The 13,289-nt window shown below is 68.6% G+C and carries 18 protein-coding genes; 16 read left to right on the top strand and 2 right to left on the bottom strand.

All coding sequences use genetic code 11. From position 1 onward, the window contains the following. Positions 1 to 15 precede the first annotated feature (15 nt). Genes MNOD_RS27255 through MNOD_RS27230 form a run of 6 tightly spaced genes read left to right on the top strand, consistent with a single transcriptional unit; the run spans position 16 to position 3,956 of the window. A complete protein-coding gene (locus tag MNOD_RS27255; RefSeq protein WP_015932200.1) occupies positions 16 to 1,218 on the top strand; it encodes a head maturation protease, ClpP-related in 1,203 nt (400 codons plus the stop codon). 2 nt (positions 1,219 to 1,220) lie between these two features. Beyond that, complete coding sequence (locus MNOD_RS27250) at positions 1,221 to 1,604, top strand: head decoration protein (protein WP_015932199.1); 384 nt, start codon at positions 1,221 to 1,223, stop codon at positions 1,602 to 1,604. A 3-nt stretch (positions 1,605 to 1,607) separates the two neighbouring features. Next, on the top strand, positions 1,608 to 2,663 hold the full coding sequence (locus MNOD_RS27245; RefSeq protein WP_015932198.1) for a major capsid protein: 1,056 nt from the start codon (positions 1,608 to 1,610) through the stop codon (positions 2,661 to 2,663). Positions 2,664 to 2,674: 11 nt separating this feature from the next. Next, the gene (locus MNOD_RS27240; RefSeq protein ID WP_015932197.1) at positions 2,675 to 2,944 is read left to right on the top strand and encodes a hypothetical protein; all 270 of its coding nucleotides are present in this window, start codon (positions 2,675 to 2,677) and stop codon (positions 2,942 to 2,944) included. Then, positions 2,941 to 3,294: a head-tail joining protein gene (locus MNOD_RS27235; RefSeq protein ID WP_015932196.1), complete on the top strand. Its 354-nt coding sequence runs from the start codon at positions 2,941 to 2,943 to the stop codon at positions 3,292 to 3,294. Before MNOD_RS27240 ends, MNOD_RS27235 begins: the two co-directional genes overlap by 4 nt. After that, positions 3,291 to 3,956, top strand: coding sequence for a DUF6441 family protein (locus tag MNOD_RS27230; RefSeq protein WP_015932195.1), 666 nt, complete (start codon positions 3,291 to 3,293; stop codon positions 3,954 to 3,956). The genes MNOD_RS27235 and MNOD_RS27230 overlap by 4 nt, the downstream gene beginning before the upstream one ends. Positions 3,957 to 4,001: 45 nt before the next feature. On the opposite strand, the gene MNOD_RS27225 is transcribed toward MNOD_RS27230, so the two are convergent. Then, on the bottom strand, positions 4,002 to 4,214 hold the full coding sequence (locus MNOD_RS27225) for a hypothetical protein (protein ID WP_015932194.1): 213 nt from the start codon (positions 4,212 to 4,214) through the stop codon (positions 4,002 to 4,004). A gap of 79 nt (positions 4,215 to 4,293) precedes the next feature. On the opposite strand from MNOD_RS27225, the gene MNOD_RS27220 reads away from it, so the two are divergent. After that, positions 4,294 to 4,473 carry a hypothetical protein gene (locus tag MNOD_RS27220; RefSeq protein ID WP_015932193.1) on the top strand — a complete coding sequence of 60 codons (180 nt, stop codon included), beginning with the start codon at positions 4,294 to 4,296 and terminating at the stop codon, positions 4,471 to 4,473. A gap of 416 nt (positions 4,474 to 4,889) precedes the next feature. Continuing rightward, positions 4,890 to 5,549 (top strand): carbonate dehydratase, encoded by a 660-nt coding sequence (can, locus tag MNOD_RS27215; RefSeq protein WP_015932192.1) that lies wholly within the window; start codon positions 4,890 to 4,892, stop codon positions 5,547 to 5,549. A gap of 126 nt (positions 5,550 to 5,675) precedes the next feature. On the opposite strand, the gene MNOD_RS27210 is transcribed toward can, so the two are convergent. After that, positions 5,676 to 5,888, bottom strand: coding sequence for a hypothetical protein (locus MNOD_RS27210; RefSeq protein ID WP_015932191.1), 213 nt, complete (start codon positions 5,886 to 5,888; stop codon positions 5,676 to 5,678). Positions 5,889 to 6,479: 591 nt separating this feature from the next. Between MNOD_RS27210 and MNOD_RS27205 the strand changes: the two genes are divergently transcribed. The 8 genes from MNOD_RS27205 (at position 6,480) to MNOD_RS27170 (ending at position 13,286) form a co-directional block, all read left to right on the top strand. Then, positions 6,480 to 6,914: a hypothetical protein gene (locus tag MNOD_RS27205; RefSeq protein WP_015932190.1), complete on the top strand. Its 435-nt coding sequence runs from the start codon at positions 6,480 to 6,482 to the stop codon at positions 6,912 to 6,914. 20 nt (positions 6,915 to 6,934) lie between these two features. Next, positions 6,935 to 7,876 (top strand): phage tail tube protein, encoded by a 942-nt coding sequence (locus MNOD_RS27200; RefSeq protein WP_015932189.1) that lies wholly within the window; start codon positions 6,935 to 6,937, stop codon positions 7,874 to 7,876. A gap of 68 nt (positions 7,877 to 7,944) precedes the next feature. After that, on the top strand, positions 7,945 to 8,307 hold the full coding sequence (locus MNOD_RS27195) for a hypothetical protein (RefSeq protein WP_244424575.1): 363 nt from the start codon (positions 7,945 to 7,947) through the stop codon (positions 8,305 to 8,307). Between the two features lie 53 nt (positions 8,308 to 8,360). Next, positions 8,361 to 8,558, top strand: coding sequence for a DUF7697 family protein (locus MNOD_RS27190; protein WP_015932187.1), 198 nt, complete (start codon positions 8,361 to 8,363; stop codon positions 8,556 to 8,558). Next, positions 8,548 to 12,126 carry a phage tail length tape measure family protein gene (locus MNOD_RS27185; RefSeq protein ID WP_015932186.1) on the top strand — a complete coding sequence of 1,193 codons (3,579 nt, stop codon included), beginning with the start codon at positions 8,548 to 8,550 and terminating at the stop codon, positions 12,124 to 12,126. The genes MNOD_RS27190 and MNOD_RS27185 overlap by 11 nt, the downstream gene beginning before the upstream one ends. Positions 12,127 to 12,155: 29 nt before the next feature. Continuing rightward, a complete protein-coding gene (locus MNOD_RS27180; protein WP_015932185.1) occupies positions 12,156 to 12,467 on the top strand; it encodes a hypothetical protein in 312 nt (103 codons plus the stop codon). A gap of 55 nt (positions 12,468 to 12,522) precedes the next feature. Continuing rightward, positions 12,523 to 12,870: a hypothetical protein gene (locus tag MNOD_RS27175; RefSeq protein ID WP_015932184.1), complete on the top strand. Its 348-nt coding sequence runs from the start codon at positions 12,523 to 12,525 to the stop codon at positions 12,868 to 12,870. A gap of 26 nt (positions 12,871 to 12,896) precedes the next feature. After that, complete coding sequence (locus MNOD_RS27170; RefSeq protein WP_015932183.1) at positions 12,897 to 13,286, top strand: hypothetical protein; 390 nt, start codon at positions 12,897 to 12,899, stop codon at positions 13,284 to 13,286. Positions 13,287 to 13,289: the final 3 nt, after the last annotated feature.

Below are 13,289 nucleotides of genomic sequence, written 5' to 3'. Positions count from 1 at the left end.
GACAAGGAGCTCCCGATGGCCGTGCTGGTCAACGGAACCGAGATCGTGCTGTCCGGCACGGTCGGCAATCTCTTCTGGGACGACAGCTTCGATGCCGCCGACGTCATCCTCGCCCTGGCCCAGGTCGGCCGCGGGCAGGACGTCACGATCCGCCTCAACAGCGGCGGTGGCATCGCGACGGAGGGCGCGGCGATCCATGCCGCTCTCTGCGCCCACCGCGGCCGCAAGACCATCATCGTCGAGGGCGTGGCCGCCTCGGCCGCGTCGGTGATCGCGATGGCGGGGGATGAGATCGTCATGGCGCGCGGCGCCGTCATGATGATCCACGACCCGTCGGGCTTCACGTTCGGCCCGGTCTCCGAGCACGAGGTGGCGATCCGCATGCTGACCTCGCTCGCCACCGCCATGGCGGGCATCTACGCGGAACGCTCCGGCAAGACGCCCGAGGCGGCTCGGGCCGACATGCAGGCCGAGCTCTGGATGGCGCCCGAGGAGGCCGTCGCGGCGGGGTACGCCGACCGGGTCCAAACCCGCGCCGGTCAGAGCGCCGCCGCGGGCGAGACCAGCGTCGATGCCGGCCGGCCTGATGACGAGACGGGGCCCGAGCCCACCGCCTTCGACTTCCGCCTCTACAAGCACGCGCCGGAGCGTCTCGTCGCCCTGGCCGATCGGCGCGCCTGGACGAACCATCCGCGCCTGACCGCGGCCCTGCCGGCCGCCCCCACCCGCCAGACGGAGAACCCCATGGCGACCGCATCGGCGGGCGGCGAGCCCGCACCGCACTCCGAACCCACGCCCAACCCGACCCCCGCCCTGCCGGCGGCGAGCCTCTCCCGCGCCGACGCCGCCGAGATCGCCACGCTCTGCCTCGACGGCGGCGTCCCGGCCCTGGCCGCGAGCCTCCTTGCGGAGGGCGCCACGGTCGAGCAAGCCCGGAGCCGCATCACCGCGGCCCAGCAGATCCGGGACAAGGTCGCGCTCGCGCGCCGCGGTCATCCGGCCATCCCGGACGGGCTTGCCGACGAGATGATCGCGCAGGGCAAGACCGTCGAGCAGGCGGTCGCAGTCCTTTTCGACAAGATGGCAGCGCGTGACGAGGAGACCCAGGTGCGGTCCCACCACGTGGCTGAACCTTCTCAGGCCGACGGACGAGAAGTGGCCGTCGCCAGCATGCGCAGCCGCCTCGAGCGCATGGGCATCACGCAGAAGGAAGCCTGATCATGGCCACAACGTTCGAAAGCCCCGTCTACCCGTCGGACTGGCTGAAGCACGAGGCGGACAGCTACTACAGCCGTGACACGGCGATCATCGCGTCCGGAAGCGGCCTTCTCGTCTCCGGCACCGTGCTCGCCCAGGTCAGCGCCACGGGCAAGTACGTGCCGGCCGCGGCGACCGGCTCGGACGGCTCGCAGATCGCGACCGCGATCCTGCTGACCCCGGTCGACGCGACGGCGAGCGACGCCCCGGCGGTGATCGTGGCCCGGCATGCCATCGTGAGCCACGCCGGCCTCACCTACGGATCCACCATCACCGATGCGACGAAGCGCGCGGCGGCCCACGGCCAGCTGAAGGCGGCCGGCATCCTCGTGCGCCAGGGAGCGTGATCGATGGCCAATGTTCTCAACCTTTTCGACAATGCTCCGTTCAGCGCTGTTGCCCTGACCGCGAGCGTGAACGTCGTCCCGAACGCCTACGGCCGTCTCAATGAGCTCGACTTGTTCAGCGATGAGTACGTTCCGACCACCGCCGTGATGCTGAACATCGACAGGGGCGTGCTGAACCTGTTGCCGATGGGCTCGCGCGGTGGGCCCGCGTCTCTCGGACGGCCCGGGACCCAGCGCCTGGAGGCCTTCGTGATCCCGCACATTCCGCACGATGATGCCGTTCTGGCCCTCGACGTCCAGAACCGCCTCGCTTGGGTGCCGCGCGGGGACACCGCCGGAGAGCTCGCCGCCGGCCAGGATCTCATCGAGAGCAAACTGATCACGATGCGCCGCAAGCACGCGATCACGCTCGAATACCTGCGGGTCGGGGCGATCAAGGGCGCGATCCTCGACTACGACGGCACGGTCTACATGGACCTGTTCGCCCGCTTCGGGGTCACCCCGAAGAGCGTCGACTTCACGTTCGGCACGGCGAGTGCGGACCTTGGCAGCAAGTGCCGGGAGATCTCGGGCTACATCGAGGACAACCTGATGGGCGACACCATGTCGGGCGTCATGGCGCTGTGCTCGCCCGCGTTCTTCGACAGGCTTGTCACCCATGCCAGCGTGAAGGAGGCCTACAAGTACTTCGTGGCGACCCAGAACCCGCTGCGCAACGACCTGCGCAAGGGCTTCATCTTCCAAAACATCACGTTCGAGGAGTATCGCGGGTCGGCCACGAAGCTCAATGAAGACAAATCGACCTCTGTGCAGCGCTTCATTCCGGACGGTGACGCGCGGTTCTTTCCTCTCGGAACGACAGACACGTTCACCAACTACTGGGCGCCGCCGGACTTTTGGGCGCAGACCAACACGGCTCCGAACCCGGCCGATCGGGTCTTCGTCGCCCCGCTGGAGCCGATGGAATTCGGCAAGGGGATGAAGATCCACACGGAGTCCAACCCGCTGCCGCTCTGCAAGCGCCCGAGCGTGCTGGTTCGCGGCTTCTCGAGCAACTGAGGAAGGGCGCGATGCGACTGCGCGAGAAGGGCAAGCCGGACGGCGCAATCGTGACACTCGCCTGGGACGCGGCCCAGGCCGCGCTCCTGGCCGGCACGCACGTCTCGGCTGAGCACGAGGGCAGCGAGGGTGAGCACGGACCGGACCAGCCGGCGGAGAGCGGCGATCTCGATGCCAAGACCCAGCCCGAGCTCGAAGCCGTCGCGGCCGAGCGCGGCGTTGACATCTCCGGCGCCAAGACCAAGGCCGATGTCAACGCGGCCCTGCGGGCTCGGCCGTGACCGCCTTCGCGCTTGGCGTGGATGCCATGTTCGATGACCCGAACATGGGCGAGGATGCGCTCTGGCGGGCGGGCGGCGCCGCACCCGGGCTGCCCGTGCGCCTCCTGCGGTTGTCGCCCGAGGCCATCGTCGGCTTGGGCGACAGCCGCTTCGACCTGAATGCCATGCTGATCTCCGTGCGCCTGTCCGAGGTCCCGGAGCCCGCGCAGGGCGATCAGCTCGACCTCCTCGACGAGGAGGGCGCGATCATGCAGACGGTGATCGTCTCGGGCCTCGCGAAGATCGACCCGCGCCGGCTCGTGCGCACCTGCGAGGTCTCGCCGCTCGCGCCGGATGAGGATGCGCTATGAGGTTCTCCGCCCAGGTCCCGGACCTCCGCCAGGCGCTCGCCGGCAGCGAGGTGCAGATCGCCCGCTCGGTCACGGCCGGCATGCGTCAGGTGACGGACGGGCTGAAGGAGGACCTGCGCGAGGACGTGCGCCGGGCCGGGCTCGGCCAGCGCCTCGCCAACACGTGGCGGGGCCGGACCTTCCCGAGCTCGGGCGAGAGCGTCGAGGCGGCGGCCTACGTCAGCAGCAACGCCCCCAAGCTGATCGACGCCTTCGACCGGGGCGTCACCATCCTGGCGAAGGGCCGGAAGTACCTCGCCATCCCGACCCCGGATGCGGGCGTGCGGCAGGTCTCGGCCCGGCGTGCCAAGGGTTCCACCGGCAACGGCCTCACCCCGGCCGCCTGGGAGCGGGAGACGGGCGTCAAGCTGCGCTTCGTGCCGACCCGCACCGGTGGCGTGCTCGTGGCGGATGCCTTCTACCGGCGCCAGGCCGCGCGCTTCCAGCGCCGGAAGTCGTTCCAGCCGATCCGCGAGGCCGGTCCGGCTGCGGGGCGCTTGTTCGTCGTGATCTTCGTGCTGGTGCGGCAGGCCAAGCTGCGCAAGCGGCTGGACATCGACACCGTCGCCCAGGCCTGGGCCGAGCGCGTGCCGGGCGCCATCGCGGCGAACTGGTCTGTCTGATCCCGCCCCAGAGCCCGTGCTCGCCCGCCTCAACTGCTCGTCTTATTAGTGGATCATGGGACGATCGGCGATCATCCAGCCGACCTTCTCGGCGCGGAGGAAGTCCATGATCTCCAGTGACGCGGCGATCTGCGCGGCAGTCTCAAGCGGCAGCCCTGTCTGCGGGTGTCCGTCCAGCACAACGGGTTTGCCCGTCTGTGAAACGTAGACATCCCAGCCCTCACGCCCCTTGCGAATGTTGTATACCAACTTCTGCATGGCGCCCCTCCGATTGCAGTTCCTTACCGGCTTGATGACGACAACGTCGGCAACAAATGTCAGAGTTGAGCGCTCCCGAATGAATGGCACTGCCAATTCGCGGACATTGGTTCAGGTCTGGTCGTTCGGGCTGCTCAATAAGGGGCCTGGGAGCCTTGAAGGCGGCGATTTGAGCTGCCCAGGGGCTCAGATGGCGGAGATCGCGGCGCAGCTCGGCATCGACATCGGCAGCGTGCACCGGATGCTGAAGGCGGCGTGACGCCCGAGACAGACGCGGCGCAGGTTCAGCGCGTGCTCGCCCGCCTAGCATTACAGTTGCGACCGGCGTCTCAGGTGAACTCCACACCAACAAGGTGCTGCACGGTTGTGTCGGACACCAGACGCTGGGGCCGGACGCAGGCCGCTGAGGCTTGTCGCCATCGAGACGCGTGACGCTGATGCTTTCCGCCTGCTTGCCGGAGATGTTGGACGTCGGGGTGGTCAGGACGATGATGGGCGGATGGGATCGCCGCCTTTCGGCTAGGCGGCTGCGCAGCTGATTTCCGCTCCTCCTGGTGCGTGCAGGAGCATGATAGCGGCTGCAGGAATATTACTCGGTGCCGTTGGGCGGTCGCAGTGCGTTCGCCGCACGCCCGCCGGACACAACCTGGGCTACGGGTCGAGAGGAGGACAGTCATGTGCGGCCTTGACGAGCTCTTCGCTAACAATCGCGCATGGGCGGCGCGGCGTGTCGCAGATGACCCCGCGTTCTTCACCCGCCTCGCCGGGCAGCAATCCCCGCGTTACATGTGGATCGGTTGTTCAGATAGTCGCGTACCGGCTAACGAGATCATTGGCTTGCAGCCGGGAGAGGTGTTCGTGCATCGCAACATCGCCAACCTAGTGGTGCACTCGGACCTGAATTGTCTTTCGGTACTGCAGTACGCCGTCGAGGTTCTCAAGGTCGAGAACATCATGGTCGTCGGTCATTACGGCTGTGGCGGCGTCCAGGCCGTGGCGGAGCGGCGCTCGGCGGGGCTGGCGGATAACTGGCTGCGCCACATCGAGGATATCGCGCACAAGCATGCGGCCTGGCTCGACGCCGCGAGTAGTGACGAAGACCGCGGCGCTCGGCTCGCGGAGCTGAACGTGATCGAGCAGGTGGCCAACGTGTGCCGCACCACGATCCTGCGGCGTGCGTGGTACCGAGGGTCCCGCATCGAAGTGCATGGCCTGATCTACGGCCTGCGCGACGGCCTTCTCCGCCAGCTGGGCCCAAGCGTCAACGACGGTCAATCGTGGCGTCAGCGCTACGACGCTGCGCTCCAGGCTTTACAGCACCGCCGCTCCGGCTGAGCTGGGACTACCTTTACAGCTGCAGACGGCTTTTTCGCCCGGTCAGTGTGACGTTAGCCCCGTGAGGCCACCGCCCTCAACGCCCACCGAAAACACCGCCTGCAACTGCAGTGCTAGAGCCCCGTCCTAATGGAATGTGTCGGGATTGGAGACCGGCCAATCGCCGAACTCGGCTTTAAGAAAAGCGAGCACTCTCAGCGACACGACAAGTTCGATGGCACTCTCGTGCGACAGCCCTGTCTGCTCCCGCCCGTTCACGCGAACCGGCGTGCCCGTGTCTGCGCGATAGACGCCCCAGCCGTCAGGCTTCTTACGCACGGTGTACCCGAGGTTCGGCATAGCATTCCTCCGGCTGTATTCGGTTTTAGTTCTATGCGAGCCAAATTCGGGGACAAGGATTAGATCCAACCGCACGAGGAAGAACAGCGCTGCCATTTGTTGGACATTGGTTCTAAGCAGCCAGCCAAAATGCCCCAACAATCGCCTCAGGCACCCCGCTGGCAGCCGCTTTAGCTTTGCAGATGATGGGAGTACTCGAAGCCTGAGGGGGAGATCCTCAGCCGGGCTGAGAGGTGGCAGCCGAGCCCGTTGTCCGGACAGACCCGGCCGCCTGCCGCACCACTCCGACCGGGAGGTCGAGCGGCACAACGGCAGCAGTGTGGGCAAGCCCGCCCGAAGCGCATCACTCAAATAGGTGATGAGGTGGCGGCCGGGCCCACGGGTCTCGCTTCACAGGCCCGGCCGCTCTTCGCGCTCATCCTGCCTCGGACCATCAGGACGCGCGACAAAGAGCAGTGAGGGCCGAGTCTGGCGGGATGAAGCCGAGAACGTTTCGCTGTGTTGCCGATCCGTGCCGCGGGTTTTGCGCGTTCGTTCGGACGCCGCAGTTCCTATTCCATTCTGCTTGTGCACATCTGGGCGACTGAAACGATGCCGAGCAAGCGCGAGCGGGTCATCCAGGCCGTGGTCGACCTGCTGAGGGCCGCCCTTCCGCAGGCCGCCCACTCCCGCAACGAGGTCAAGCCGCAGATCATCCCGGCCGGCGGCTTCGTCAATGTGGACGACGGCGACCCGGGCGAGCCGGAGGTCACGCTCAACCCGACCATCTACATCTTCAACCACGAGATCCCGATCGACGTGGCCGCGAACGGCACCCGCAGCCTGAGCGCCGAAGCGCGGCTCGACGCCATGCTGCAGGCGATCGGAACGGCGGTGGCCGCTGACCGGACGCTCGGCGGGCTGTGCGACTACCTCCTGGTGTCGGCTGCCACCACCGAGCCGCTGACCGCGGACGGTGCTCCCGTCTCCCGCGCCGCCCTGATCGGCATCACCGCCGTCTACGGCACCCCCGACCCCCTGAACTGATCATCTGACAGGAGAGACCCATGGCACGCGCGCGTGGCGCCAACGCCATCATGGCGGCGGCCTTCGAGACCACCTACGGCACGCCGCCCGCCAGCGGCTATCGCAAGCTGCCCTTCGTCTCCTCGAACCTCGGCGAAGAGCAGGGGCTGATTGCCAGCGATCTGCTCGGCTACGGCCGCGAGCCGCTGCCGCCTTCGAAGGACGTGATCAACAATGACGGCGATGTCGTCGTTCCGATCGACCTGAAGAACTTCGGCAACTGGCTGAAGCTGTTCATGGGGCAGCCGACGTCGGCCACCGACAGTGGCACCACCACGCATGTGTTCACGTCGGGCGCGATCAACCTGCCCTCCATGACCATCGAGGTCGGCCTGCCCGAGGTGCCGAGCTACGGCCAGAACTTCGGGGTGCGCGGCAACACGCTGCGGGTGCAGATGCAGCGCTCGGGCCTGCTCACCGCGACGCTGGGCCTGATCGCCCAGGGCGAGACCAAGCTCACCGCCTCGGCCGCCGGCACCCTCGCCGAGGCGAGCATCGAGCGGTTCAGCCCGTTCCAGGGCACCGTCACCCGTGGCGGCGTGGCGCTCGGCTCCGTGGTCTCGGCCGAGTTCACCTACTCGAACCAGCTGGAGAAGGTGGAGGTCATCCGCGGGGACGGGCGGATCGAGGACGCCGACCCGGGCATGGTGGCGATGACGGGCAGCCTCGCCGTGCGCTTTGCCAACACCACCCTGCTGGATCAGGCCACCGCCGGCACGCCGGTCGAGTTCACGTTCGGGTGGGTGACGGACGCCGCGCGCTCGCTCGTGTTCAAGGTGCATTCGGTCTTCCTGCCGAAGGCCAAGACGCCCGTGACGGGCCCGAACGGGGTGCAGGCGACCTTCAACTGGCAGGCGGCCAAGGATCCCGCTCTCGGCCGCACGGTCACCGCCACCCTGATCAACAACGTGCCCAGCTACTGAGGACGGCAGATCCCATGCTTCGACTGGCTCATTCTTCTGAACCCTATTGGCTCGACCTCCTGCCCGGCGTGCGCGTCCGGGTGCGGCCGGTCACGGTCGCGATGATGCTGGCAGCGCGCGAGGCGGTCAGCAAGGTCATCCGCAGCGATGATCGCGAGGACCTCGATCTGCGGACCAACATCGCTCTCGTCGGCGAACTGGCCCGGCGCGCGATCATCGAGTGGGAGGGGGTTGGCGATGCCGATGGCGTGCCGGTTCCGGCAACGCCCGAGACCATCGACCTGCTGATGTCCAACTGGGCTGCCTTCGACGAATTCGACAGCCGCTATGTCATTCCGGCGCTGAAGCGGGACGCGGAAAAAAACGCATCCTCGAGCTCGCCTCCTGGCACTTCGGCGGGGGAGACGAATACTGCGCCGCCTGTGGTGTAACCTGTGCCGCGTGTCCTTACACTGTGCACGCGCCGGAAACCGATGAGGGCGTGGTGGCCTGGTCGGTGATCCAGCGCTGCGGCGGGCAGGTACGGGCCGGCTTCGGCGGCGTCTACGCCCTGGACTTCGGGGCGATCCTGCTGATGGCCGATGCCATGGGCGGAGCCTTGCCACTGCTTGCCGACCTGCTGCCTCGGGTCGAGCCGCTGATCGTGAAGGCCTACCGGAAGGAGGGCGATGATGGCGAATAGCGTCGCGATCCGCCTCGCCGTCGAGGGCGGCGCCGAGGTTCGGCGCGCCTTCGACGAGGCCGGCCGGGCCGGGCAGCAGGCCTTCCAGGGCGTGTCCACTGCGGCGGATGCTGCCGGCGCGGCTGCAGACCGGCAGATGGCCCGGTATCAGCGCCTTGCCGAGGCCGCCCGGCAAGCGGAGGCGCAGGCCCGCGCCCAGGCGAGCGTGAATGCGCTGCTCGGCGTCAGCACGCCTCAGGCCGGCGCTGCGCGCGCGTCGGCGGCTGTGTTCGAGGAGCAGGCCCGCGCCGCGGAGGCGGCGAACGCCCGCGCTCGGGCTGCGACCGATGGCTGGCGCGATCTCGGCGCGACCGGCCGCGCCACCCTGACCCAAATCGAGGCCGACCGCGCCCGCGCCGAGGCGAACGTTCAGGCATCTCGTCGGCTGGGCTCGCTCGGGATCGCACCGCAAGCAGCCAATGAGAACGCCCCGCGCCGCCTCCGCGCAGACGAGGTCCGCAATCTGCTCTTCCAGGGCGGCGACATCCTTTCGTCGCTCGGCAGCGGCTCCAGCCTTGTCACAGTCGCGGCACAGCAGGGTCCGCAGATCGCTCAGACCTTTGCGGGCCCGGGTGGGGCGAGCGTCAAGGGCGCCCTGACGCAGGCCAGTGAGGCGGCGGCTGGACTGGCCGCGCGGATCGGCGTGCTCGGAGGCGCCGTGGGTGTCGCCTCCGTGGCAATCATCGCGGGCGCCGCCGCTCTGCTCTCCTACCAGAACCGGATGCGCGAGGTGGACCGCCTGCTGGCCGGCACCGGCCGGGCGGCGGGCGCGAGTGCGCAGCAGGTGAACGCCGCGGCCGTCGCCATCGCCGCCTCGGGTGAGGGGTCCGTGCGCGAGGCGCGCAGCATCGCGGCGACCCTCGCCGCCACGGGGCGGATCGGGGTCGAGATGTTCGTGGCCCTCGGGCGGTCTGCGAAGGACTTCGCGGCCACCACCGGCCAGGAGGTTGCGGACGCCACGCAGGAGCTGGCGCAGGCCTTTGCCGATCCGGCCAAAGGGGCTCAGACCCTCAACGAGAAGCTCGGCTTCCTGAACGCCCGCACCGAGGAGACGATCCGCAACCTTGCAGAGCAGGGTGACCGCCTCGGCGCGCAGCGCGTGCTGTTCGAGGCCTACAGCGCCAGCCTGTCGCGCGCGGCGGATCTCACCTCGCAGCTGGGCGACGCCACCAGCGCCTTCGGGCGCGTCGCGTCGAACGTCTGGGACTCCCTGGGCCAGAAGGTGTCGGATGCCTTCGGCGGCGCGACCCTCGACCGGCAGCTCGAGCTGCTAGAGGCGCGGCTGAAGAGCGTGGAGAGCGCTCGCGGCGGCGCGTACACCTTCGGAGGTTTGCTCGACTACAAGGTGGACGCCGAGGCTGGGGAGCTGCGCCAGCAGATCGCACGCCTGCAGGCCGAGCGGGCCCGCCAGCAGCAGCAGCGGACCCAAGCTCAGGCGGCGCAGAACAACCGCGACGTGATGAGCCTCGTGGGCCAGCTCAATCCGGCCGCGCGCGAGACGGACCAGTTGCGCAATCGTGTGGAGCTCTTGCGCAAGGCCATCTCGGATCCGGTCAGGTTCGGGCTCGACGCCCAGCAGCTCGGGCAGGTTCAGGCGGCCTTGGAGCGGCTGCAGAACCTCGCGCGGTCGGCTCGGGAGGACCTCGAGCGCTACGGCAGCGCCAGCGCGGCTTCGGCTCTTCGGGCGGCGCAGGATGCGAACCGGAACGTCGGGCTCAACCCGGTCGACCGGGCCCTCGCCGAGCGTGGCCAGCAGCTTCAGAGAGATCTCAGGGAGCGGGGTCTAGACCAGCTGCCGACCCGCGAGGACGTGCTTCGGCAGTTCTCCGCCCGCGCCGCGAACGACAATCTCGATGCCCGCGAGCTGCAGAGCCTGGAGCGCGAGCGCGACGCGCGCCTGCGCAGCATCGATGAACGCGAGACCCTGATCGAGACCGCCCGCGTCGAGACGGACCGGATCAGGAAGGAGGCCGAAGAGGTAGCTAAGCGGACTGCGGTCAGCCAGGACTTCATCGCGGCGATGGTCAACGCGGAGAGCCGCGGCGACCGCTTCGCCAAGAACCCGCGCTCGAGCGCCACCGGGCTTGGCCAGTTCATCGACGAGACCTGGGAGCGGCTGTTCCGCAAGACCTTCCCCGAGCGCGCGGCGGGCATGGATCGGGAGCAGATCCTGGCTCGCCGCACGGATCGCGAGGACAGCCTCGCGCTGATCCGGGTCTATGCCGAGGAGAACCGGCGCGCCCTGGAGCGCGCCAACCTCCCGACCACGAACAGAAACCAGTATCTCGCGTGGTTCGCCGGCGCCGACCGCGCCATCCGGCTGTTGAACGCCGATCCGACCGAGCCTGCCGCGGCCTACTTCGGCCGCAAGGCCCTCGCCGCCAACCCGACCGTCATCCCCGGCCGGTCGGTGGGCCAGCTGCTCGATTGGGCCGACCGCACCATCAACCAGAACGCTCCGAACATCCGCGCCACCCAGCGCGCGGCCGATGTGCTGCGCTCGCAGGTCACGCTGCAGGAGCAGACCGCGGAGGCGGAAGCCCGCCGGCAGAAGGTGCAGGAACTCCTGAACGACGCGATCGAGCGCGGCACCGAGATCGGCCGGCAGTTCAACACCGCCCAGCAACTGCTCCAGGCCGACAGCGCGAAGCTGAGCGACACGGCTCGCAACGAGCGGCAGGCGATCCTCGACGTCGCCGATGCTTACGCGAAGCAGACGGCCGCGCTGGAGACCAGCAAGCTCGGACGCGACATCCTCTTCGAGCGCGCTCAGATCGGTCGCACCGATGGCGAGCAGCGCATCGCCTCGCGTCTACGCGGCACGGGGCTCGGCCTGGATTCGGCTGAGGCAGAGGCGATGCGCCTCAATGATCGACTCAGCGAGACGAAAAACCTCGCGAAGGATGCCTTCTCGGGCTTCGCCTCTGACCTCCGCCGCGGCGTCACTGCGGCGGAGGCGCTCCAGAACGTCATCAATCGCATCGTCGACAAGCTGATGAACAAAGGCATCGATATGTTCATCAACTCGATCTTCGATGCGGGTGGCAAGTCCATCGGCGGTGGTGACGGCATCGGCAGCATGATCGCCGCGGCCAGCAAGTTTTTCGGCTTCGCTGGCGGCGGCTACACCGGCCCGGGCGACCGATTGGAAGCCGCCGGCCTCGTCCACCGGGGCGAGATCGTCTGGAGCCAGGACGACATCCGCCGCTGGGGCGGCGTGTCCATTGTCGAGGCGATGCGCACCAGCCGGGGGTATGCGGAAGGCGGCATCGTCGGGCGTGAGATGTTCCCGCGGCCGCAGTTTGCATCTGCGGCGAATGCCAACGCCAACGCGCCCGCGGCTGGCCCGACCTTCATCGCCAACATCACGAGCCAGGCGACCGGTGACCCCGCGGCCGACCAGCGCGCGGCCGAAGTCAACGCCAAGGCCATGCGGGCTGAATATGAGCGCATGTGGATGGCGATGGCCCAGCGCGAGATGCGGCCGGGCGGGACCCTGCACGCCGCGGGCGCACGGCGCGCCTCCTGATAATCCCAGCATCCTCCCGGGAGCACACCATGAACCGCCGCTCGCTGCTGGCGATGCTCGGGCTCGCACCCGTGGCCGCCCCCGCCGCCCTGGCTGCCGTAAAGGAGGCCTCGCTCGCCGGTAGCCAGATCGCGAACGTTTCGGCCGCCAGGATCTCCGGCAGAGTCACGCATGCCCAGCTCGGCGCGGTGTCGGCCGCCAGGATTGAGGGCGGCAATATCACCGCCCGCTCGATCCTCATCGAAAAAATCCCGGCGAGCCGCCTGCGCGTCGAGACGCCTATCGACCCCTTCTGCACCGATCAGGACCGCCTGATCGGCGCCCTCAGCTTCGGCGCCTGACGGCCCCGTCCCGTCGCGGCCCCGGGAACGGGCCGCCAGTACCCCGGAGCATCCCGTGAAGCATCCCGTGACCAACCCGGCCCAGAAGCCCCCGATCGACCGTGCGAACGCCTCGGACGTCCCGCCGCCCGCGCCCGCGCAGGCCCCCCAGGCCACCGCGCAGGCCTCCGACGACGTGCCGATGCCCACGGTCGAGAACAACCCGCCCTGCGTCTTCAAGCCGGGCGCCGGCATCACCACGGGCGACGTGATCGAGATCGCCCTGATGTTCTGGATCCAGCTCACCAACAGCCCGGTCCAGGTCGAGAAGGGCGCCCTGCGCAGCGTCACCCTTTCGCCCGAGCGCGTCGAGCAGCTGAGCGACAGCGCCCGCCGCTTCATGACCCCGCTGGGGCAGCACTGACCGTCTGACTAGCAAGGAGCAGATCGATGGCAGATCAGATCCTACAGCTCGACCTCAACGCGACCGCGGTCCAGCGCGGCACGCCGGTGGCGGTCTTCCGCCGCGGCTTCGATGCCTTCGCGATGCGCGGCCCGGTCACGATCCAGGGCAAGGACGGCACCTCCGTCCAGGGCGTAGTCGTCTCCACCGAGGTCGGCCGCCTCTTCAACCTGTGCCAGCGCTTCATCGGGCAGAACGTGTTCGCCGCCCCCGCGGCCGCGGCGATGCCGGGCTATTTCGCCCCGGATGCGGCGCTGTTTGATGCGCTGGAGAAGGAGTACGGCCGCGAGGCGCTCTACCCGCTGGAGCCCTACACCGTGCTAATGGTGACGGTCCCGATGCAGTCGCCCACCCCCATGCCGCTCGGGACGGCGTAGGCC

Source organism: Methylobacterium nodulans ORS 2060 (assembly GCF_000022085.1).
GTDB lineage: Bacteria > Pseudomonadota > Alphaproteobacteria > Rhizobiales > Beijerinckiaceae > Methylobacterium > Methylobacterium nodulans.
This window is presented reverse-complemented; position numbering and strand designations above follow the sequence as displayed.

Coding starts and splice junctions, on each gene's coding strand:
- MNOD_RS27180 (WP_015932185.1), top strand. CDS start 12,156: ATGAACCGCCGCTCGCTGCTGGCGATGCTCGGGCTCGCACCCGTGGCC.
- can (WP_015932192.1), top strand. CDS start 4,890: ATGTGCGGCCTTGACGAGCTCTTCGCTAACAATCGCGCATGGGCGGCG.
- MNOD_RS27220 (WP_015932193.1), top strand. CDS start 4,294: ATGAATGGCACTGCCAATTCGCGGACATTGGTTCAGGTCTGGTCGTTC.
- MNOD_RS27255 (WP_015932200.1), top strand. CDS start 16: ATGGCCGTGCTGGTCAACGGAACCGAGATCGTGCTGTCCGGCACGGTC.
- MNOD_RS27240 (WP_015932197.1), top strand. CDS start 2,675: ATGCGACTGCGCGAGAAGGGCAAGCCGGACGGCGCAATCGTGACACTC.
- MNOD_RS27210 (WP_015932191.1), bottom strand. CDS start 5,888: ATGCCGAACCTCGGGTACACCGTGCGTAAGAAGCCTGACGGCTGGGGC.
- MNOD_RS27250 (WP_015932199.1), top strand. CDS start 1,221: ATGGCCACAACGTTCGAAAGCCCCGTCTACCCGTCGGACTGGCTGAAG.
- MNOD_RS27185 (WP_015932186.1), top strand. CDS start 8,548: ATGGCGAATAGCGTCGCGATCCGCCTCGCCGTCGAGGGCGGCGCCGAG.
- MNOD_RS27245 (WP_015932198.1), top strand. CDS start 1,608: ATGGCCAATGTTCTCAACCTTTTCGACAATGCTCCGTTCAGCGCTGTT.
- MNOD_RS27230 (WP_015932195.1), top strand. CDS start 3,291: ATGAGGTTCTCCGCCCAGGTCCCGGACCTCCGCCAGGCGCTCGCCGGC.
- MNOD_RS27200 (WP_015932189.1), top strand. CDS start 6,935: ATGGCACGCGCGCGTGGCGCCAACGCCATCATGGCGGCGGCCTTCGAG.
- MNOD_RS27170 (WP_015932183.1), top strand. CDS start 12,897: ATGGCAGATCAGATCCTACAGCTCGACCTCAACGCGACCGCGGTCCAG.
- MNOD_RS27205 (WP_015932190.1), top strand. CDS start 6,480: ATGCCGAGCAAGCGCGAGCGGGTCATCCAGGCCGTGGTCGACCTGCTG.
- MNOD_RS27225 (WP_015932194.1), bottom strand. CDS start 4,214: ATGCAGAAGTTGGTATACAACATTCGCAAGGGGCGTGAGGGCTGGGAT.